The sequence below is a fragment of the Bacillus sp. MMSF_3353 genome, assembly GCF_030733445.1.
Classification (GTDB): Bacteria; Bacillota; Bacilli; order Bacillales; family Bacillaceae_G; genus Bacillus_A; species Bacillus_A wiedmannii.
Genome location: NZ_JASHJA010000001.1, coordinates 303,841 through 324,762 on the forward strand (window position 1 = coordinate 303,841; position 20,922 = coordinate 324,762).

Sequence of the window (20,922 nt, forward strand, 5' to 3'; positions counted from 1 at the left end):
AAAAAATGTATGCGGTTTATATTGACAATGATAATCCTTATCAATTAAAGTAGAATAGTAGTTAATGATTATCATTATCATTTAGAGGTGAAAGAATGAAAAAATCTATTACGCTATTCACAGCGATTTTATCTATTTTTTTCTTGTTAATAGGTTGCAATGCAAAGGGAGACGAAAAAGCATCTGCAACAAAAACAGAAAAAGGAAAAGAGAAAATCGAAGTTACCGACCTATCAGGAAGAAAGGTAACATTCGATAAAGTGCCAGAGAGTTTTGCAACATTAAGTATGGGGGACATGAATATTATTCATGCTTTAGGCGGAAAAATAGTAGGTCGTCCGGATGCAAAAATAACTCTTCCAGAGGATGTAAAGAAAGTACAAGTAATCGGGAATGCACATCAACCGAATTTTGAGCAAATCGCTAGTTTAAAACCGGATGTACTTATTGCTAACAATGGGTTTCAAAAGAATGTTCCAACGGTTGAAGGACAAGGAACGAAAGTAATGATTTCTTCTGCGAATTCTGTACAAGATATTCAAAAGAATATTGAACTATATGGAACGATAATGAAGAAAGAAGATAAAGCAAAAGAACTTAATCAAAAAATTAATGATCAAATGAAGACATATGAGAAAAAGAGTGATGTGAAAGCACTGTTAGTATACGGAGCACCAGGTACTTATTTAGCAGCATTACCAACATCTTTATCAGGTAGTATTTTAGAAAAAACAGGCGGAAAAAATATTGCAGCTGATTTTCCGGAAATGAAGGAATATCCGCAATATGCGCAGCTAAGTGTAGAACGTATTATTGAGGCAAATCCAGATGTGATTTATTTAATTACACATGGAGATCCAAATAGCGTTAAAAAAGCATTTGAAGGCGAAATGATGAAAAATGAAGCGTGGAAAAATTTAGATGCAGTAAAACAAAATCGTGTAGTTATTTTGCCACCAGACTTATTTGGATCAAATCCTGGAACAAAAGTTACAGAAGCAATGGACTTTATGTATAAAAGTATACAAGATGTAAGGAAATGATAAGTATGGAAAGTAGTGAAGTAGTAAGGGAAAAGGAACATCCTTTTGCGAAAAAAAGATGGATAATAGCAGTTACTTTAGTTGTATTAACGATTCTAGGTCTTTTTTACGGTCTTTTCGCAGGAAGCCTATCCTTTTCTTTACGAGAAATTCTAACAGGGATACAAGATGAAGGTTCGACGGTTCATCGAATTGTATGGGACCTTCGTATACCGAGAGTGCTCGTTGGATTTATAGTAGGAACATGTTTAGCAGCATCTGGTGCACTGCTGCAAGGGGTTATGAGAAATCCTCTTGCAGACCCTGGTATTATCGGGGTTTCATCTGGAGCAGGCCTTGTAGCAATTGTAATTATGATTTTATTCCCTCAGCATATGGCATTTTTACCGCTCGGGGCGTTTATAGGAGCTTTCATAACGGCGATGGTCATTTATGCTTTATCATGGCAAAAAGGGGCGCCGCCTTCAAGGATTGTCTTAGTAGGTGTATCAATCAATGCATTAATTGGTGCAGCGACGTCAGCGTTAATGTTATTACATAGTGACAAAGTACAATCCGTGTTACCCTGGTTAGCAGGTGGTATTGGTGGTGTAAGTTGGGCACATTTAAACATGATTATTTATTATGCAATATTCGCTATTATATTAGCCTTCTTTGGTATAAAACATATTCGAGTATTAATGCTTGGAGATGAAATGGCGAAATTATTAGGTCATAACGTGGAGAAAAGCCGGTTTTATTTAATAGTAGTAAGTACACTATTAGCTGGAATTGCAGTTAGTGTTTCTGGTCTTATTGGATTTGTCGGTCTTGTTGTACCACATATGTTACGTTTATTAGTTGGAAATGACTATAAATATTTACTGCCATTATCATGCCTTGGCGGAGGTATATTACTTGTTTTCGCGGATGCGATAGCTCGAAGTTGGTTCGATCCAATTGAATTGCCTGTTGGTATTCTATTATCCTTCTTAGGCGGTCCATTCTTCTTATATTTAATTCATAGAGGAGGGAAACAGAGTGATTTCCGTTAACAAAGTGTTTTATGCACATTCTGAAAGGTTTCAAATGCAAAATATGAATGTACATATTAAAGCTGGAGAGGTCGTTAGTTTAATTGGGCCAAATGGATCGGGGAAATCTACTTTGCTTCGTTTAATGGCAAGACTACTTAAACAAAGCGAAGGGGATATCATTTTAGATGGAAAAAGTATTCATACGATGAAAAGTGCCGATGTAGCGAAGCAATTAGCGATGTTACCACAAATGCATGATCATCAATTAGATTTAACAGTGAAAGAATTAATCGAATTTGGAAGAGGACCTCATAAATCATGGAGAGGTCGCTTAAATAAAGACGATGAAAAAATTGTTGATTGGGCATTGTCTGTTACAAATCTTGAAGGGTACGAATATCGCCTTTTGCAATCTTTATCAGGAGGAGAAAGACAACGTGCCTGGATTGCAATGACGCTAGCACAACGTACAAATGTCTTATTATTAGATGAGCCAACAACCTTTTTAGATATCGTTCATCAGTTGGAAGTAATGGAACTTGTGAAACGGTTAAACGAGGAGTTTGGCATGACAATTGTAATGGTTTTACATGATATTAACCAAGCGGCTCAATATAGTGATCGTTTACTCGTATTAAAGCGAGGGCAGCTTCAGTATGACGGTATACCAGAAGAAGTGTTATGTCATGAAATGTTTCAACGTGTGTTCGGTATAGAGGTAGATATTTTTCAAGGAAGTGACAAGCCATTTTTTACACCAAAACGAATTTCTAAAAAAGGAGGAGCAAGATGCGAACAGAAGAATGTATTACCACTGAGTTAGTAAGAGAATTTGTTATGGCAGCTCACGGAGATTTAGAAAAAGTACAAGAACTGTTGGCTGAATCGCCAAGCTTACTTCATGCCTCTTACAATTGGGGCGGATCAGATTGGGAAAGTGCGTTAGGAGCGGCGGCACATGTAGGTCGTAAAGATATTGCTCTCTATTTACTAGAAAAGGGTGCTCGAATGGACATTTTCGCGGCCGCGATGCTTGGAGAATTAGAAGTTGTACAAGCTATTTTAGTAGCACAACCAGAGGCATTGCGTGCATCGGGTCCACATGGTATTTCCCTTCTTCAACATGCACGAATGGGTGGAGAACAGGCACAGCGTGTATTTGAGTAATTAACGGTGATCTCTTAATGACCGCAAAGGTTCTTATGTGCGGTAAACTTTTCACTTTCATATAATTGAAAAGTTTACCGCCCGTTAGAACGGGATAAGTATCTAGTATATTTGAAAATCCTACACCCCCCTCAATTGTAGTTTTCTTTATGCTAGTTATGATATGGATGCAGTAGACAACATTTGTCTACTGTCTTTTTTAGATTCTTGAGGGATTGAATATTCTGTATTTTATTCTTGGTTCATTTATAATAGATAGTAACATTTAGTATACATACAAAACATGATCGTGTAGTTAAGTACAAATTCGTGGGAAGGAGTGCAGAGATGTTTCATACAGATCGTTTACAAATTCGCAAATATACAATGGATGATTTGCAGTTCTATGCTTCGCTATGGGGAAATGAGAAGGTGATGCGCTATATTGGAAATGGGACGTTAAAAACATATATGCAATGTAAAAAAAGTTTGGAGGAGTGGGTGATTCCTAGCTATAAAAACGGTCTTGGTTTATTTGTATTGATTGAAAAGGAAACGGGAATACGAATTGGTCATGCAGGGTTAGTAAAGCAGCAGATAGATGGAAAAGAAGAAATTGAAATTGGTTATTGGTTATTACCTCAGTATTGGGAAAAAGGGTATGCGAAAGAAGCAGCGGCAGCATTTCGAGACTATGGTTTCCAAGCGTTACGAATGAATAAATTAATTTCTCTTATTAATCCGGATCACCCCGCCTCAATCTTTGTTGCTAGAAAAACAGGGCTTAGTTATGAGAAAACAACTTCATTTCATGGGATGGACGTTCTTGTTTATTCCATTAAACGCGTTGGATGAAAAAAGGTAAATTGCATCTTTTGAAGAATGGTATATAAAAATAAAGGGGGGATTACATGTATATTTATCATAATGGCCTTATTATTCGTGAGGGAACGAATGGTGTGCCAGCATATGCAATTAAAACTTTATTCGAAGATGCTGGTTGGAGTAATGATGATATCCCTTCTTGGCAAATTGAAAAATTCACGATAGCATTTGAAAATTCAACATGGGCATTCACAATTTGGGATGAAGAAGAGATGATTGCGATGGTTAGAGTCATTTCTGATGGAATCATGATCGCGAACATAGTAAATTTAGTTGTGAAATGTGAATATAGAGGGAAGGGATTAGGTAAGAAACTTGTCGCTCTTTGTTTGCAAAAGTTGCCACATGGAGACTGGTTTGCACATACATCTGCGAGTAATTTTGATTTTTATAGAAGTTGTGGTTTTGAGGTGAGAGAATTATCGAGAAATGGAACATGTGCGTACTACGGGTATCAAGTAGCAAAAAAAGATGGGCACCGATAAAAGTAAGATAGTGTAGAAAAAGGATGCTATTTAATAATATAAACTGAACTGAGACTCATTTTATGATAAAATAAAAGAAAATTCTGTTTATTAAACGGGGGATAAAAATGAATGTAAAAGTTGGGGATGTATTTAAATACGAAAGAAGATTTACTGAGGAAGAGGTTTTTGAATTTGCAAATATTACAGGAGATAAAGGTAGGCATCATATGGAATATGATGAAAAAGGACGTTTAATGGTTCATGGTTTATTAACTGCTAGTATTGGAACGAAAGTAGGAGAAGAATTACATTACATAGCAAGAGAATTAGTAAGTGAGTTTATTAGACCGGTTTTTACAGGAGATACGATCACTTGTGAATTAACTTTAACAAATATTGAACAGATGGAAGGATATAAAAAGGTTTCAATCGAGTCAGTTTATCGCAATCAACATGAAAAGACTGTACTAGTTGGAACAAGTTATGGCGTTATAAGGGGATAAAAAAGAAGCCTGATTTACAGGCTTCTTTTTTATTTAATAAACACGTTTTCGATTTTCTGCATGACTAGAGATGAGTAATAATGCAGTTTCTTCCCCTATATTACGAACGATATGAGGAACACATGCATTCCAGGAGAAAGAATCACCTTCTTCTACTATTGCAATATCTTCTCCATGTTGAACTTCTAGTTTTCCGCGTAATACAAGGTGACATTCTTCCCCTTCATGGGCATTTGGTATATTTTCTTTCGGAAACCCAGCAGGAATTTCCACGAGGTTTAGGCGGAGGCCACCTTGCTCTGCAACATGTTCAATTCTTTGTTCATCTTTTCCGTATACACTGTATTTACGCTCTACCTTTTTGACAACTTTCAACCGATCTTTTTGTTCTAATAATAAATAGGGAAGGGGAACGTTTAAAAAATTGGAGATTGTTTCTAAAGTTGAGATAGATGGTGATGTTTTATTATTTTCAACCTGACTCATAAATCCTTTAGAAAGACCTGTTCCCTCACAAATTTGTGCGATTGTTATGCCTCTACGTTGACGAATTTCACGTATTGCAGAACCAATATTCATAAAATCAAGCTCCTTTTTGTAAACAACTATTTGTATCATAGCAAAAAAAATATATTTTTTCCCAGTGAAAATGAATTGACGAATAAAAAAAATTAGTGTATGTTTTGTAATGTAAATAAAAGTTTTGTATAAGAAAATTATAAAGGAGAGAATGAAATGAATCAACATATCGGTAACTTAATTATTCGTATCGTGTTAGGGGTAACATTCTTTATGCACGGTTTAACAAAATTCCAATCGGGGATTGACAATATTGCAGGGTGGTTTACAAGCATTGGTTTACCAGGAGGTCTTGCATACGGTGTAGCAACAGCGGAAGTAGTTGGTGGTATATTGTTAATTCTAGGTTTAGGTGTAAGATATATTGGATTATTATTTGCACTTGTAATGGTTGGAGCAATTGTAAAAGTAAAATGGTCAGCTGGTTTATTAGGGGATGGAAAAAATCCTGGCTTCGAATTAGAACTTGCATTGTTAGCAATGGGTGCGTACTTATTTGTTGCGAAAGCAGACGGTTTTGTAGATAATTTCTTAAAAGAGAAAATGTCAAAGAAGAACTAAATTAAATGGGGGGGCTAACAAGATGAGTTTTCAACTTCATCCCGATACAACACTTGATGTTGTTCATTTATATGTATCAAATATAAAGAAATCACTAGAGTTTTATACAGAAGTACTAAGTATGAAAGTACTAAAAGAAGATGAAATGGTCGTTACATTTGGGAATGAAAATAACGAACCACTCCTTATCATTGAAGAAAAGAAAGAAGCTTTACCAAAGCAAAGAGGGAGAACGGGGTTATATCATTACGCAATTTTACTACCACGTAGACAGGATTTAGCGAATATTCTTCGTCATCTTGTAGAAATGGTATATCCACTGCACGGCGGAGCCGACCATTACTTTAGTGAGGCCCTCTATTTAGCTGATCCAGATGGAAACGGGATTGAAGTTTATCATGATCGCCAAAAAGAAGTTTGGCGTGATGAGAATGGAGAACTACCATTTGTTAGTAACCCGTTAGCTGGTGAAGAATTATTGCAGCAAGGAATTGCGTGGAATGGTTTTCCAGCTGGTACTGTGATGGGGCATATTCATTTCCATGTAGCTGATTTGGAAGAAGCGAAACGTTTCTATGTGGATGGTCTTGGTTTTGAAGTAACAATCCCAGCTCGTAATGGCGCGTTGTTCGTATCGGCAGGTGGCTATCATCACCATATCGGTTTAAATACGTGGCAAGGTGAAGGAATACCGCCGCAAATGCCAAATTCTGTTGGCTTGAAATATTTCACAATTGTACTAGCAGATGAAAAACAAAAAGAGCAAGTATGTGAAAGCTTAAAAAATATTGGCAAGATTGCTACGTACAAAGATGGAATATTACAAGCCCAAGATCCATTTGGACATTGTATCCATTTCAAAATTAAAGGAGAAGCCTAAAAAAGGCTTCTCTTTTTTTACTTTCTTATAATTGCTTTTTCGTTTTGTAAAAATAGTTCATTAAACTGCTTTGCAAGCTCAAAATCTAGTTTCGTTAAACCTTTTGCATTCCAAGATGACAAAGTAATAATGACTGCTTTATACTGGATAAGGATAAATGGATGGTGATTACGCTCTTCTGATAGTTTGGCGGCTTCAGAGACAAATTCGACTCCTTTTAAGTAGTCGGAAAACATATATTTTCGTTCAATCCATTTTTCATCTTTTATCATCCATTTATCCACCTTTAATAATTCCCCTTGAACTTCTTCTTCAGTTAATCGTAGCATCATTTTTCACATCCTTTACATGCAGTAGTGCAAGACCATTGTTAATAAGGCGTGTTACAGCTTCGTCAGTTGTGAAAGTAGAAAGTTGTTGTAATAATGCTGCTGATGTTTCGTGTCCTTTGTTATGCTCTAAAAGTAATTCTAATATTTCAAGGCGAAGCAGCCATTCTTTCAGATAAAATTTATTTAATACCTCTTGAATTGCTACTAATTGATCGACATGTGCGTCGTGTAAAATACCTCCACCTCGAATATCACGAACTGTTTGATACATACGATCCAGCTCAGTTAATGCAAGAGGTGCTGGAGTTTCCTCTGTTTCTTCATCAATTGGGAAAAATGATGCTGCATCTGCTGCTCCTGGGAATACTGAAATGATTTGTGAGCCAACAGCCATATCAAATGCGCCCCATGAAGCATCAAATAATACGCGGGCGTTATAAGTAACTGTGCAATCGATAAAGGAAATAAGAGCAATTTTCTTATCGTTTTTTATAATATCTGTTACTTTTCCTTTTACATGAATACCACTTGCAAAAGTAAACTCAGCAATATTTCCAATTGTAATTCCTAATGATTGTAGTTGTTCATCTGTACAATTTTCTAATGCAATATTTTCAGTGAGTAATCCAATTGGTGTTCCAAAGCCGTCACTGTGTATAGATGTAGAATGATTCGCTAGTTGTTTATTATGAATTGCTAATGCAGTTGGTGAATTTGTTCGCATGTAAATCACTTTACCTGCATCGTTTTCAATTGTCTCGCTGAATGTACCTGTAATCTGTAATCCACTAGTTAGTTCAGCAGTTGCATAGTTTTCAGAGCGAATCGCTTTTTCTAAACCTTCCTTTCCACCTGTTTTAAAGGCCATCGTTTCAGCAAATGTCTCTAGTGCTTCAGTCAGCTCTTCAAATGATTCACAAACAAATAGTTGTGGTTGCATTTTTGTTACGTCATAAGTTGTACCTGTACATGCCTCGATAGAGAATGGAACCTTTTCTACAGCGTCCGTTAAGCAATGTTTGCTTTCGCCAACAGAAGAAAGGAGACCAGCACCATATATTTTTGGAGCATCTATATTTCCGATTAACCCATATTCTACTGTCCACCAGAAAAGACGTGAAATTTGTTCAGCTTCTGATAAACCAGAAACTAATTTTTGTTTTTCAATTACAGTATTTTCAGCAGCGGCAACTTCGTCAGGAGTAGAAGTAGGGCTTTCTTTTACGATTGTTAATGTACGAACAGCTTCAAAAGCATCATGTTCTTCTTTTGTGGAGAAAGCTTTCGCACCAATTTGTCCAAAGCGTTTCACATACTTCGCATATGTAGGATCCAGTAAAATAGGTGCGTGTCCTGCTGCTTCGTGTACGATATCTGGAGCTGGTGTATACTCGATATTTTCTACTTTGCGAATATCTGTTGCGATTGGTAGTAATCCGTGTCCTTGGAAATCAAAGAATGCTACGCCGGGAATAAGTCCATCAATTGTTACAGCTCCCCATCCGCTTGGTGCTAAACAGTCATTCATTTCTTCTACCTTTGGAATTGCATCTATATTTATACCAGATGATTGTAGTCCGTTCACATAGGCTGGATGAGCAACGTCTTTTAAGAAACTATGATTTTGTCTCATAATGTAACGCCAAACAGCGTGATTCACCGGTGTATATTGATCATAATGCTGCGTGGATACGAATGGTTTTAAATGCGATGGAATTTCTGTTTTCTTTGTCATTTAGACATCCTCCTTGTTTTCTATAAAATTGAATATTGGTTGGGTATAGCTGGAACCACCACCTTTCAAAATTGTAAGCGCTTATAAAATTTTATCATAAGATTCGGAATTATTTAACATTTGTTTCTGTGAGAAATAGAAAAAGCCCCTATCAGAAAATCCGATAGGGGCGAAAGAATCGCGGTACCACCCTATTTGTAAGTGAAAAAATACTTACATCTCAATTAATGATAACGGAAAAACTCCGTCTTTTCCTTCATGCGTACAAGCACTACGAAAAAGAAGCTCCAGAATTGTAATTCATATTTATATATGTGCTAATTTCCACCGACCATTAGCTCTCTGTAACAGGGATATAAGATATTACTGCGATTCTTTCAACGCGTATATATGAAATTGTGCAAAAGGGACGGACGCAAAAAAGCCCCTATCGGAAAATCCGATAGGGACGATAAAAATCGCGGTACCACCCTAATTGTAAACAGAAAAATTGTTTACCACTCACTTTAAGATAACGGAAAGATCCGTCTTTCTCTTCATGCATTATGTGCACTACGGGAAAGAAGCTCCAGAATTGTAATTCACGCTTGTATATGTACTGATTCGCACCAACCATCAGTTCTCTGAGACAGGGATATAAGTCGCTACTAGTATTCCTTCAAAGCCGATATATAATTCGTTCAACTAAACTATGTTTCGTATTATAAAACTATTTTTAAAAGATTGTCAACAATAATTTTATCTCGCTATTTGTGGGCGGTAAAACTCCTACCTCAAAATTCGGCCGGAGCAAAGAAGTTAGATGGAAGCTTTACTGTCCGTAAACGTCCGATTGGTGAGGGCTGATTAAAGTTTCACTTTATTTCACTTCTAAATCAACATTTAAATTAGATGTATTTCCAGCTGCATCAGTTGCTACAATATGAATAGTATTTTTTCCTTCTTGTAATTGGTTACGATCGAAATAAATGTCGTAACTTTTCTCCCAAGGATTCAGGAACGCACTTTCCCACACACCATTGCCGTTAATTTCATATTGCATTCTCACTGGAATACCAGGTGCAACCCAACCAGATTCTGTCATCCAATCTAGTAGGATATCGTCAACTTTCCCTCTAATAACAAGATTTTCTTGATCAATTTCGTGTGTTAACTTAGGGGCTGTTCGGTCGATAAATACAGCTCCTGTTTGCTTTGTTTCTCCACCCGAGGTAGAAGCGACAGCTTCGATTTGGTATAAGCCATCAGGTAGAGGAGATCCATCAGTTTTTGTACCATTCCATTTGAAAGATTTATAACCTGGTGTTTCATTTTTACCTTGATATACCGTGCCTTGATATGTCACACGGTCTTTCGTGATTAAATTGGCATGAAACGCTATATCTTCAACTGGTGTAACTAAATAGTAATTGATTAGGTTGTCATCTAATATTTTGTCATTATTTGGACTGAAAGTAGAATTAACGATTTCAAGGCCATCAATACGCTTGTATTCTTTCGGATCGATACTAAATGTAAATGGAATACGCATTTCTTCAGTTTTCCCTTGCTCTTTTACATACAGATTCCCTGTATATACGCCTTGCGGTAAGGAGCTATCTACAGTAATAGTAAAAGGTTTTTCAATATTACTATTCGGTTTCATACTAATAGAAGAAGGGAAAGAAGTTTGGATTTTTGTTTTTGTATCTAGTAATTCAATACGAGTTGAAAAGTTTTTCTTTTTGCTAGAAAGATTTTGTAACGTAATATTTTGTGTTAGTTTCACTTTGCCGCTATTCGGTTTAATAAGACCGAAACTTACATTGTTCGGTTTTACTAACGCATCCGTTTGAGCTGCTTTCGGAATGTTAATTAAACCTGATCCTTGTGCCATAACAGGATATGTATTTTCATTGACATCTTTTAATGTTTTTGCAGTGTTGGCAAGAGCAGATTTCAATTGTTCTGTCGTCCAATCAGGATGCATTTGACGTAGTAAGGCAACAGCTCCTGCTACTTGTGGCGCAGCCATACTTGTTCCGTTGTGAGATTCATAGCCACCCCTTGGTACCGTACTAGTAATTTGTACGCCAGGTGCAACAACATCAGGTTTTATGAGCCAACTTCCTTGTGATGGTCCTCTTGAGCTGAAGTTACCAATAAGTTCTGTTTTGTTCGGTTGTCCAATCTTTATATTTTTCTTTCTTTTTGTAATTAAATTTTTCAATTCTTCGCCATTTGTACTTGATAGTTGCATAACTGGAAGAGCTATCTCTTCACGGCCAAAATATTCAGGCATAATATTAATTTCTTTTTCATTAGAAATTAGTAGCACCCCGATAGCTCCAGCTTGTTTCGCTTGTTCTGCCTTTACTAACGTGCTCGAAGTTCCTTGTAAAACAAGGGCGAACTTACCTTTCACATCTTGTTTAGCGTAATCGCTTGAATTACCGTAGCCAACATAGACAAGCTGAGCATCGTTTCCTACTTGGAAATCTGCTTTTGATAACGGTAATCCTTGGTAAGATTTATTAGAACCAGCTACTTGGAATGTTGGGAATGGAATAGAAACAGTCGATGCGCCAACAGAGATGACACTACTTGCGTTACCAGGAGCATCAACAGACCAAGGTTTTGGTCCATCATTTCCATTTGAAACGACTGCAGTAACACCAAGTTTTGCTGCGCGTTCTAACGTCATTGTTACAGGTTGATCAGGGACATTCAAATCTTGACCGAGAGATAGATTTAAAACATCTGCACCATCTTGAATAGCGCGCTCAATACCTTGAAGAATATCTTCGGTCGTACCAGTACCGCTATCATTCATTACACGATAGGCTAGAATAGACGCATTTGGAGCAACGCCTTTAATTTTTCCGTTACCAGCAATAATACCAGCTACATGAGTACCGTGTACGTTACCATCCATCGGATCGATATCTTCATCGACTGTATCGTATCCACCGATATAGTTTGCTTGTAAGTCGGGGTGTGTATAGTCTACGCCAGAATCAATAATAGCGACTTTCATACCTTTTCCATCAAGCGGTTTGCCAGATGGATCTTTTAAATTCCATGCTTCAGGTGCACCGATTGTCGGTCCGCCAATATTTGGCGCTTCTTCTTTAGTAGCGCTTTTTGCTGTTTCATGCAATTTATATGTTAAGTTCGGATAAACAGCTTTTACTTCGGGTAAAGAAGCTAAAGCTGCAACTTGATCTCCTGGGATAGAAATAGAGAATCCAGAAAATAACGTACTATACGTTTCTTTTATCTTTGCTTTTGGTGCTTTTTCTTTAATTTTCTTTGTTGTATCCTCTTGCGCCTTTTTTAGTTGTGCATGGTATGATTGCACATTTCCATTTTTTAAATCTGGAGCATGCTGAATGTTACTTTGTGAAGCGAGCGGAGCATGTTGCAATTCTACAATGACTGAAATTTCTTTTGATGTTTTTGTTTCAACATTTTGCGCGATTTTGTTTTCTCCCCATTGCTCAATATTCGCTTTTAACTGTGGACTAAATTGCTTCTCCTTTTGCAGCGATTCAGCATGCGCGCTTAAAGCTCCAAAACTAGAAAAGACAAGCGCCATACTTAATAGTGCAGATGTAGTTTTGTTCATTGAAACTCCCCCTAATAAAAAAAGTGCCAATATTGAGAAAAGTTATCTTACATTTTTGTTCTGAAATATAAAATCGAATGTTGGCTAAACTATACTTTCGACATAATTCATACCAATCCTCTTTGAATTAAAAATTTCTTGGGAAATTTTTGGAATTATGTCGAATGGCTCATACACAGTGGGGGGAAGCACATCCTTACTGTGTATAAATCCACAACAATTGTGCAATTAATATGGAGCGAAATTAGCATATAGTAAGCGGAATATGAGGAATGCTATAAGAAAAATGGAGGGACGTATGAAAAAAATTATCGTGAGTAGTAGTGTGGTTTTGTTTATTTTTTTATCTTCAATTTTTAGTACTAGTGCGGAACATAATGGGGTGAAGGTTGCTTTTATTCGTCATCATGACCTTTGGATTAAAATTGATGGGAAAGAAAAACAAATAACAAAAGGTGAGTACATAACAGGGCCAAAATGGTCCCATGATGGAGAATGGCTTGCCTATGCTAAAGGAAAGAAGCAAAACACCTTGGAGTTGTACCAACTGGAAGATGGAAAGAAAGTTAGGCCATTGCAATCTGAAGTATCGAATTATCAATGGTCACCGAAAGAGAATATAATTGCATTTGTATTTGCAAATACATTAAATACGTTTGATGTCAAAAATAAGAATACAGATTTTGAAAATGTGTCAGCTGGTGTAGGTGATTATGCATGGTACCCTGATGGAAAGAAGTTTCTTGTATCTTCTGAAGCACACTTACTTCCAACAGGATGGACAGGAGCTCAGCTATATGAAGTGCAAAAAGATGCACATATGAATCCTCACAAAATGAAGCATTTGTATGCATTACCAAATGAACATGATGATTTTCTAGCGCTAGTTGCAAGTGGGTTTGAGTGGTCACCGGATCAAAGGTGGATTTCATTTTTAGCGGTACCGACAGCTTCGTGGTCAGCTGATAGTAATACGCTTTGCTTAGTTCGAGCAGATGGCAGTCGCTTTGAAAAGGTAGATCAAATGTTATTAAACACGCAATGGTTCAAATGGGCGCCATCCAAGAATATTTTAGCTTATATTGAAGGAAGCGGAAGAGTTGCGTTAGAGAATAAACATTTAAAAGTAAAAGAGCTGCCAGCACTTCAGCAGAACACCTTTACGCCGAAAGGATATGTCGATTGGGATTTTGTATGGAAGAACGATAAAGTAATGATCGTTTCACGAGCAAAAGAGGCAGGGATAGAAACTCCGCCAGAAAAAAGGCCACTGCCATCCTTATATGAGATCGATAGTACAAGCGACGAACAACATCAAATCACAAAGCCACCCCATAAGCAAGGTGACTATCATCCCATCTTTATGAAGAAGAACAATCAATTAATATGGATACGTTCAGACCGTAAGAAAGCCAATGTATGGCTTTCCAGTAGTGATGGAAAACAGGAAAAGAAGTGGATTGAAAATATAGATGTACCAGAATGGTATTATGAGAAATGGAACTGGGAAAATGTTATCTCGGTGAAAGAAGAATAAAAAAACCTGCCTAAAAGATAATTTTAGGCAGGTTTTTTATTGTTATTTATGTGTTTTATTTGGCTTTTTTTTCGCGGGGTTTCCGTTTCCCTGACGCTTTCTATTTTGTTCATCTTTTGCTTGTTTTTCATGTAGTGTATCTAAAAAGTCATTCGAGTTACTCATTTTTATATCGCTCCTTTCATTTCGTCCTAATTACTATAACCATTTAGGAGGATAATCATGAGATAAAAGTTAAGCGCTTAATTTTCTTCGATAGTATACGTAAAATATGCCATACGTAATAAATAGCATAAGTAAAACTTGTAACTCTACATTTTCTTTTAAAATAGTTGCGACAGAAGATGGTAAGTAAGGTGATGTATTACTCGTTCCTAAACCTAACCATTTGTTTAAGAGGTTAATGATACAAAACATGAAAACACCAGACCAGCTTGCAATAATTGCTTTCTGTTTAATTTTTGTTTCACGTTCATCATCTGTAATCCAAGGATTAGCAGTTTTATCACTATTAAAAAATCCATTTATGTATCCCCATATGATCATTCCGATAAAGGCGATAATCCATTTCATATTTGTGATTCACCTCTCTCTTGTAAAAAGTATTTTACATATTATAATTGTAATGTTTTTCAATTAATTGTGTCAAATGTTTTTTACATACCAGTTTTTCATATAGCAGGAATAAAGAATGAGATAGGGAAGAAATATGTAAGAGGATTTCATAGAGAGAGGAGGCTGGATATGAAGCTTGTCTTTGTTCGGCACGGAGAAGGTGAACATACAAAGGATTTGCCGTCAAGTTTACAAGTGCTTCATCCGCCATTAACGGATGAGGGAAAGAATCAGGCTAAATTACTTCAATGCAATGTGCCATTACAAGAAACGGATATATTAATTGTTAGTCCTACACGTAGAACTTTACAAACAGCGGCAATATGGAGTGCGAAAGTAGCTTGTCAAAAAATCGTCCATCCATATGTATCCCCACGTATTTTTCCTTATCGAGAAGGAGCGAAAACATTACCATGTGATTACATAGTAGATCAGGGAATGATAACAGATTTATTTCCACATTTTTCGATAGAGAAAAGTACAAATAAGCAGTTATGGACGGAAGGTATAAATACTATTTCAGAGAATCGTTTTCAGCAAATAGTAGATGAATTTCTTCTTTGGTGCTATGAGCTAGGCGCTGAAAGAATTTGCATTGTATCTCACGACGGGACAATTACAGCGTATAGGCAATATGTACAGAAAGTCGTTTTAACTAGATCTGATTTTTTGCAAGAAACAGGTATATATGAAATGGATGTATCTTTTAAAAGTCTGATTGATGAGATCTAATTATAGGATGGAGGGTGTATGTTGAATGTTGCATTAGTAGTTGGTTTTAATTCGGATTTAGAGGCGCAATCAATCCGAGCATCGCTTGAATATTTTGGGGCAAAAGTTGTAACATACTGGATTGGTAGACCGAGAGAGTTCATTAATATTCTTTCTGGAAAGGGTTTATATAATGATATCAATTATGTTATTTTTTGCTTTCATGGTGAGGAAGGAAAGTTTGTCATGGAAGAGTTAGGTGAAGATATATATGAACAAGATGAACCGAGGGGATACTTTGGTGCAGCAGAAATTTATAAATATGCAAAATTGCATAATACACATATTGTAAATAGCGGGTGTACGTTAGGGGAGCGAAAACTAGCAGAATCTTTCTTACATAGTGGGGCGAAATCGTATATTGGATCGATAGATTATGTAGATGGGAATGCAGCACTTATGTTTACAATACGCTTATTTTATGGGCTTATTAGCCATGAAAAAACGTTAGAAGATGCTTTTCAAGAGGCGAAATTAATCGATGAGGAGACACGTACATTTCAATTCTATAAATAGTGAAAACGCATTTATTCTATATTTGAATAAATGCGTTTCACACTTAACTCACATTTTTTTTACATTTTCTTCAATGAAAATGATTATCACCTATGGTATGATATGTTCAAGTTTTTACAGGTAATAGAAGTTACTATATATTAGTATTTAATGTTTTTTATGTATGTCACAAATTATTCATGATTAACATTTTAAAAATAAGTAACTAATGATATTATATTATCTGTAACTAACTTAATTACAACTTTAGGAGGAAGATATGGTTATTCAATTTTTAAGAGAAAACAAAGCAGTTTCTTTTGTGTTGGCAGTAATTCGAGTGTATCTTGGTTATACATGGTTAATGGCTGGAATCGGTAAACTACAAGGAAAAGGGTTTGATGCAACTGGTTATTTACAAGGTGCAATTGAAAAATCTAAAGGAGCACAACCGGCTGTTCAATCTTGGTGGGCATCATTTTTACAAGATTTCGCAATTCCAAACGTTGATCTATTTAATACACTTGTAACGTGGGGAGAAATTTTAGTCGGAATTGGTTTAATTGTAGGCTGTTTAACAAAAACAGCGGTCTTTTTCGGTCTTGTAATGAACTTTTCCTATATGCTTAGTGGGTCAATTGGTGTAAATCCTGAAATGGTTATCCTATCAATGTTCGTTCTAGTCTCTGGTATGAATGCTGGTAAATTTGGAATAGATGGTTTCGTTATTCCGAAAGTATTAGGATCAAAAACTCAAAAGCGCCAAAAGCAAGCTGCTTAATATATGAAAGCGGGTATCTCAAAATGAGATACCCGCTTATGTTATTTTTCAACTTTATTGTTCTTAAAGAATTCTTTTACATAACCTACAAATTCTTGTGGCTCTTGACGAAATGGTGCATGATAACCTTTTTCGATAATATGGAAAGTACTATTTTTTAAGAATTGATGATACGTTTCTCCTTCTTTCCAAGAAACGCTACTATCATTTCTTCCCCATATAATTAAGGTTGGTTGTTTAATTTCATTTGCATTGATTTGAAGACGTCTAGGCCATAATTTCATTTTATTGTAATGCTCTTCATCATTACGCTTGGATTTAACTTTGTTTTCATCATAATCTGCAATAGTAGAAACAGTATTTAAATCAGTCGACAACTGTGGTTTTGGTGAACCTTGTTTATTAACGAATGTATGAGGACCGCCTGTAGCATCAGTTAAAATAAGGTGGGTAACGGCTTCAGGATATAAATAGGTTAAATTAAGAGAAATTTCTCCGCCCATTGAGTGTCCTAGTATTGCAAACGAATCATAACCTAGTTTTTTCATTAATTTATAATACAAATTTGCATGGGTTGGGAAAGAATAGTAAAAATCCATTGGCTTAGATGAGCGCCCGAATCCTAAAGCATCTACAGAAATAATTGTATGATCTTTTGCTAAGTCTGAGTAAATCTTTTGAAAACCATCTGACGATCCTCCAAATCCATGGATCATAAGTAAAGGTGGTTTTTCATTACCAATCTTTTTAAAGTAAATGGTTTGACCATCTATTTCTACCATTTTTTCCTCGGTAGCTAGTTTCGCTGTAAGTGTATTTTTCACTTGTTTTACTTGCTCTACTGGCTTTTCTGCTGCACTACATCCTACTAATAGTGTAAGAGTAAGACAACCTACCATAAAATAGCTAAATCGCTTCAATTAGGTGTCCCCTTTCTAACATAACGCTGTGTCTATCATAGCAAATAGCATATTACGATTTCCAGGAAGTTGGCTACCATTTTTCATCATAAGAGGTGAAAGGAGCGTTTCTTGGAAATTTTCTGTTTGAAGAAATTTACGAAATGAAAATTGTGAATGTGGGACATCAATTCTTACTGTGCCATTCCAACATTCACAGATTCTCTTGAATAATTGAATAGCATCCTTCTCTTGTTTTGCGATAAGTGGAGTGACGCATAATATATTACCTTTTTGTATACATAAGGAAAAAGCTTCTATACAGTTATTTCTCTCAATTTTAAAAGAGTGTATGGCTCTTGGTAATAGCGATGAGTAAAGTAAGGAACGATTAGCTCCAGTTGTAATTTGATCGAGAAAAATAAGTGAGACAAGATCTTGTTCTTTTACTTGTTGTGTATGAGCAATATGTGTCTTAGTAGTTTGTTTTTCAAAACGATGAATCGTCGTTACTGTTTGAAATTCGCATGATGTATAAAGAGGCTCGCCAGCTTTTGTTGCAATAAGTACAATTGGTTGTTTTGGATGAGTGTGTTCTAAGCAACAATTTAGCAAAATACGTCCGATGCCTTGGCCTTGAAAATTAGGATGGACGATTAACATGCCAATAGTAGAAAAACTATCTTTAAAAGGAAATACTCCTCCAGCTGCAATCAGTTTATTTTCATGCATATAACCGATAAGTGTGCCGAGAGAAAGATACATTTCGAATTGTTTTTTCATAAATTCTTTATCTTGTAACCATCCAATAGCTTTACAAAGGTCGAGTAAATCAAAAATAAAAGATTCATCTAGCTTTATTGTTTTCATAAATAGGCCCCACATTTCTATTAATTTTCATAAAAGTAGATTGAAAATGTTAAATAAGAGATTTACGTTACATGAAATCCAACTTGTTTATATTTTAATTGTAAAGGGGAAGAAGGTTGATACGAACAGACAAACTTATACAAATTATAACTGATATTTACATAAGTTAACAAAAAATTTACATATAACTAATTTTCTCTTAATAGTCTTCTATTAAATTTGATAGTGGGAAATGAATAACCTAATTAGGGGGACAAGACAGTGAAAAAGTTTGTGAAAAAAGCATGGCCATTTGCAGTTGTGGCGTCGTTAGCAGTTACTTCGGTGGCAACATGGAATTTTACACGTTCTAGTGAAGTGAATGCAGATGAGAGCGGAAGCAATGCAAAGATTAAAAATGTTATTGTGTTAATTGGGGATGGTATGGGACCTTCATATATGACGGCTCACCGTTATATGAAAGATAATCCAAAAACTTTTGAGATGGAATCTACAGAATTTGATAAGCATCTTGTAGGAACGCAAAAGACATATCCGGAAGATGAACATGAAAATATTACAGACTCTGCATCTGCAGCAACAGCTATGTCAGCAGGAGTTAAAACATATAATGCAGCAATTGCAGTTGATAATGATAAAGCAGAAGTGAAAACTGTTCTTGAACAAGCGAAAGAAAAAGGGAAATCAACGGGACTCGTTGCTACTTCTGAAATTACACATGCAACACCAGCGGCTTTCGGTGCGCATGACATTAGTCGTAAAAATATGGACGCAATTGCAAATGATTATTTTGATGAGAAAATTAAAGGGAAGCATAAAGTAGACGTTATGCTTGGCGGCGGTGTAAATAACTTTGTTAGAAAAGATCGCAATCTTACAGAAGAATTCAAGAAATCTGGTTATAGCTACGTAACAGATCGAAATCAATTGTTAAATGATAAAAACGATCAAATTCTAGGTTTATTTGCATCAGGCGGTTTAGATAAAATGATTGACCGTACCGATAAAACACCTTCATTAGAAGAAATGACAAATGCAGCAATTGAGCGTTTGAACAAAAATAAAAATGGTTTCTTCTTAATGGTTGAAGGAAGTCAAATCGACTGGGCTGGACACGATAATGATATCGTAGGTGCAATGAGTGAAATGGAAGACTTTGAAAAAGCATTTAAAGCAGCGATTGAGTTTGCGAAAAAAGATAAAAATACGTTAGTCGTTGCAACGGCAGACCACGCTACTGGCGGATTATCTTTAGGTGCGAATGGTGAGTATAACTTTAAAGTAGATCCAATTAAAGCTGCAAAACGCACACCAGACTTCATGGCAAATGAGATTGCAAAAGGTGCAAATGTAGAAGAAACATTGAAAAAATATATTGATTTACAGTTAACACCAGAAGAAATTAAAGCGGTAAATGATATAGCTCCTTCAAAAGATGTCACAAAGATTGATAATGCGATTGAGGATATTTTCAATAAGTGTTCGGTTACAGGATGGACGACAGGTGGACATACAGGGGAAGATGTAAACGTATATGCATTTGGCCCAGGTAAATACTTGTTCTCTGGCGTTCAAGAGAATACAAATATCGCTAAACGTGTCTTTGATATTGTTGGTGGTGGCGATCCGAATAAAGGAAGACGCTAATTATAAATGAAAGTGAGGCGAAATGCCTCACTTTTCTTTTTAGGAGATGGGAAAGATGAAGGCTTTTTTCATGGGAATAGGATCCCTTCTAATAGTTGTAGTATTGCTAGTCGGGTGTCAATCCAAGGAGAATCATATAGAACAAAAATCTACTATTATAAAAACTGAGGAAAAGGTACAAATAACGAAAGAAGAAGAGAAATCGATTCAAGATGTTATGGAGAAATTTGTACGGACGACAAATGAAAAAAATCTTGCTGAACATATGGAGTTATTCTCAAAGAAGATGCCTAGTGCTGAAGATTTAAAAACACAAAAAGAAGCCGCTTTTCAAAAGGGAAATAAGAAAATTGAATTGGAACATATAGACATGAAAGCTAGTAAAGCAGGGTATGTTGTAGTTGAAACAAAGGAAAAGGAAATAGATGGGGAGGTCACTCTTCAGAAAAATGTACAGTATGCGCTTGGAAAAGAAGAAGATGGCTGGAAAATTGAAGAGGTTCGCACGATAGGGAAGAAATAAAGTGAAACTTTAATCAGGGAGTCTTACTGC

23 protein-coding genes and 2 other annotated features are annotated in these 20,922 nt (G+C 36.0%); of the genes, 15 read left to right on the plus strand and 8 right to left on the minus strand.

Annotation, left to right across the window (positions count from 1 at the left end):
• Nucleotides 1–95: 95 nt before the first annotated feature.
• The 7 genes from RBB48_RS01575 (at nt 96) to RBB48_RS01605 (ending at nt 5,060) form a co-directional block, all read left to right on the plus strand.
• The gene (locus RBB48_RS01575; protein WP_098133947.1) at nt 96–1,043 is read left to right on the plus strand and encodes an ABC transporter substrate-binding protein; all 948 of its coding nucleotides are present in this window, start codon (nt 96–98) and stop codon (nt 1,041–1,043) included.
• 5 nt (nt 1,044–1,048) lie between these two features.
• On the plus strand, nt 1,049–2,077 hold the full coding sequence (locus RBB48_RS01580) for a FecCD family ABC transporter permease (protein WP_142310805.1): 1,029 nt from the start codon (nt 1,049–1,051) through the stop codon (nt 2,075–2,077).
• Nucleotides 2,064–2,882 carry an ABC transporter ATP-binding protein gene (locus RBB48_RS01585; RefSeq protein ID WP_088064451.1) on the plus strand — a complete coding sequence of 273 codons (819 nt, stop codon included), beginning with the start codon at nt 2,064–2,066 and terminating at the stop codon, nt 2,880–2,882. Before RBB48_RS01580 ends, RBB48_RS01585 begins: the two co-directional genes overlap by 14 nt.
• Entirely contained in the window at nt 2,849–3,226 is a 378-nt protein-coding gene (locus RBB48_RS01590) for an ankyrin repeat domain-containing protein (protein WP_306007336.1), read from the plus strand. Before RBB48_RS01585 ends, RBB48_RS01590 begins: the two co-directional genes overlap by 34 nt.
• Nucleotides 3,227–3,481: 255 nt before the next feature.
• Nucleotides 3,482–4,060, plus strand: coding sequence for a GNAT family N-acetyltransferase (locus RBB48_RS01595; RefSeq protein ID WP_223270625.1), 579 nt, complete (start codon nt 3,482–3,484; stop codon nt 4,058–4,060).
• A 56-nt stretch (nt 4,061–4,116) separates the two neighbouring features.
• On the plus strand, nt 4,117–4,575 hold the full coding sequence (locus RBB48_RS01600; protein ID WP_087985282.1) for a GNAT family N-acetyltransferase: 459 nt from the start codon (nt 4,117–4,119) through the stop codon (nt 4,573–4,575).
• A 107-nt stretch (nt 4,576–4,682) separates the two neighbouring features.
• The gene (locus RBB48_RS01605; protein ID WP_001101451.1) at nt 4,683–5,060 is read left to right on the plus strand and encodes a hotdog family protein; all 378 of its coding nucleotides are present in this window, start codon (nt 4,683–4,685) and stop codon (nt 5,058–5,060) included.
• A 33-nt stretch (nt 5,061–5,093) separates the two neighbouring features.
• Here the strand turns inward: RBB48_RS01605 and RBB48_RS01610 are convergent, their stop codons facing one another.
• Nucleotides 5,094–5,639 carry a helix-turn-helix domain-containing protein gene (locus tag RBB48_RS01610; RefSeq protein ID WP_001020697.1) on the minus strand — a complete coding sequence of 182 codons (546 nt, stop codon included), beginning with the start codon at nt 5,637–5,639 and terminating at the stop codon, nt 5,094–5,096.
• Nucleotides 5,640–5,795: 156 nt separating this feature from the next.
• On the opposite strand from RBB48_RS01610, the gene RBB48_RS01615 reads away from it, so the two are divergent.
• Both RBB48_RS01615 and RBB48_RS01620 read left to right on the plus strand, forming a co-directional pair.
• Nucleotides 5,796–6,200, plus strand: a complete 405-nt coding sequence (locus RBB48_RS01615; RefSeq protein ID WP_001071550.1) for a DoxX family protein — start codon at nt 5,796–5,798, stop codon at nt 6,198–6,200.
• 22 nt (nt 6,201–6,222) lie between these two features.
• Nucleotides 6,223–7,080: a VOC family protein gene (locus RBB48_RS01620; protein WP_306007337.1), complete on the plus strand. Its 858-nt coding sequence runs from the start codon at nt 6,223–6,225 to the stop codon at nt 7,078–7,080.
• A 17-nt stretch (nt 7,081–7,097) separates the two neighbouring features.
• Here RBB48_RS01620 and RBB48_RS01625 read toward each other — a convergent pair whose 3' ends face one another.
• The 3 genes from RBB48_RS01625 to RBB48_RS01635 form a co-directional block, all read right to left on the minus strand.
• On the minus strand, nt 7,098–7,412 hold the full coding sequence (locus tag RBB48_RS01625) for a 4a-hydroxytetrahydrobiopterin dehydratase (RefSeq protein ID WP_087985280.1): 315 nt from the start codon (nt 7,410–7,412) through the stop codon (nt 7,098–7,100).
• Nucleotides 7,393–9,147, minus strand: coding sequence for an aromatic amino acid hydroxylase (locus RBB48_RS01630; RefSeq protein WP_088064447.1), 1,755 nt, complete (start codon nt 9,145–9,147; stop codon nt 7,393–7,395). Before RBB48_RS01630 ends, RBB48_RS01625 begins: the two co-directional genes overlap by 20 nt.
• 162 nt (nt 9,148–9,309) lie before the next feature.
• Nucleotides 9,310–9,537: a binding site (T-box leader), on the minus strand.
• Between the two features lie 51 nt (nt 9,538–9,588).
• Nucleotides 9,589–9,818: a binding site (T-box leader), on the minus strand.
• A 188-nt stretch (nt 9,819–10,006) separates the two neighbouring features.
• Nucleotides 10,007–12,754 carry a S8 family serine peptidase gene (locus RBB48_RS01635; RefSeq protein WP_306007338.1) on the minus strand — a complete coding sequence of 916 codons (2,748 nt, stop codon included), beginning with the start codon at nt 12,752–12,754 and terminating at the stop codon, nt 10,007–10,009.
• Between the two features lie 298 nt (nt 12,755–13,052).
• Here RBB48_RS01635 and RBB48_RS01640 point away from each other — a divergent pair, with 298 nt between their 5' ends.
• Complete coding sequence (locus tag RBB48_RS01640) at nt 13,053–14,291, plus strand: TolB family protein (protein ID WP_097906799.1); 1,239 nt, start codon at nt 13,053–13,055, stop codon at nt 14,289–14,291.
• A 42-nt stretch (nt 14,292–14,333) separates the two neighbouring features.
• Here RBB48_RS01640 and RBB48_RS01645 read toward each other — a convergent pair whose 3' ends face one another.
• Together RBB48_RS01645 and RBB48_RS01650 are read right to left on the minus strand one after the other, a co-directional pair.
• Entirely contained in the window at nt 14,334–14,456 is a 123-nt protein-coding gene (locus RBB48_RS01645; protein WP_000071861.1) for a DUF4023 domain-containing protein, read from the minus strand.
• 69 nt (nt 14,457–14,525) lie between these two features.
• On the minus strand, nt 14,526–14,864 hold the full coding sequence (locus tag RBB48_RS01650) for a hypothetical protein (protein ID WP_000871130.1): 339 nt from the start codon (nt 14,862–14,864) through the stop codon (nt 14,526–14,528).
• Nucleotides 14,865–15,035: 171 nt separating this feature from the next.
• Between RBB48_RS01650 and RBB48_RS01655 the strand changes: the two genes are divergently transcribed.
• The 3 genes from RBB48_RS01655 to RBB48_RS01665 all read left to right on the plus strand — a co-directional run bounded on the left by RBB48_RS01655 (nt 15,036) and on the right by RBB48_RS01665 (nt 16,953).
• Nucleotides 15,036–15,638, plus strand: a complete 603-nt coding sequence (locus RBB48_RS01655) for a histidine phosphatase family protein (RefSeq protein WP_097906801.1) — start codon at nt 15,036–15,038, stop codon at nt 15,636–15,638.
• Between the two features lie 18 nt (nt 15,639–15,656).
• Nucleotides 15,657–16,193, plus strand: a complete 537-nt coding sequence (locus RBB48_RS01660; RefSeq protein WP_088064443.1) for a delta-aminolevulinic acid dehydratase — start codon at nt 15,657–15,659, stop codon at nt 16,191–16,193.
• Nucleotides 16,194–16,452: 259 nt separating this feature from the next.
• Complete coding sequence (locus tag RBB48_RS01665) at nt 16,453–16,953, plus strand: DoxX family protein (protein ID WP_000236605.1); 501 nt, start codon at nt 16,453–16,455, stop codon at nt 16,951–16,953.
• A 41-nt stretch (nt 16,954–16,994) separates the two neighbouring features.
• Here RBB48_RS01665 and RBB48_RS01670 read toward each other — a convergent pair whose 3' ends face one another.
• Both RBB48_RS01670 and RBB48_RS01675 read right to left on the minus strand, forming a co-directional pair.
• Nucleotides 16,995–17,873 (minus strand): alpha/beta fold hydrolase, encoded by an 879-nt coding sequence (locus tag RBB48_RS01670; RefSeq protein WP_088064441.1) that lies wholly within the window; start codon nt 17,871–17,873, stop codon nt 16,995–16,997.
• Between the two features lie 15 nt (nt 17,874–17,888).
• Nucleotides 17,889–18,722: a GNAT family N-acetyltransferase gene (locus RBB48_RS01675; protein ID WP_306007339.1), complete on the minus strand. Its 834-nt coding sequence runs from the start codon at nt 18,720–18,722 to the stop codon at nt 17,889–17,891.
• A 261-nt stretch (nt 18,723–18,983) separates the two neighbouring features.
• Here RBB48_RS01675 and RBB48_RS01680 point away from each other — a divergent pair, with 261 nt between their 5' ends.
• Nucleotides 18,984–20,369 carry an alkaline phosphatase gene (locus tag RBB48_RS01680; protein WP_306007340.1) on the plus strand — a complete coding sequence of 462 codons (1,386 nt, stop codon included), beginning with the start codon at nt 18,984–18,986 and terminating at the stop codon, nt 20,367–20,369.
• 55 nt (nt 20,370–20,424) lie between these two features.
• Nucleotides 20,425–20,892, plus strand: coding sequence for a hypothetical protein (locus tag RBB48_RS01685; RefSeq protein ID WP_088123422.1), 468 nt, complete (start codon nt 20,425–20,427; stop codon nt 20,890–20,892).
• Nucleotides 20,893–20,922: the final 30 nt, after the last annotated feature.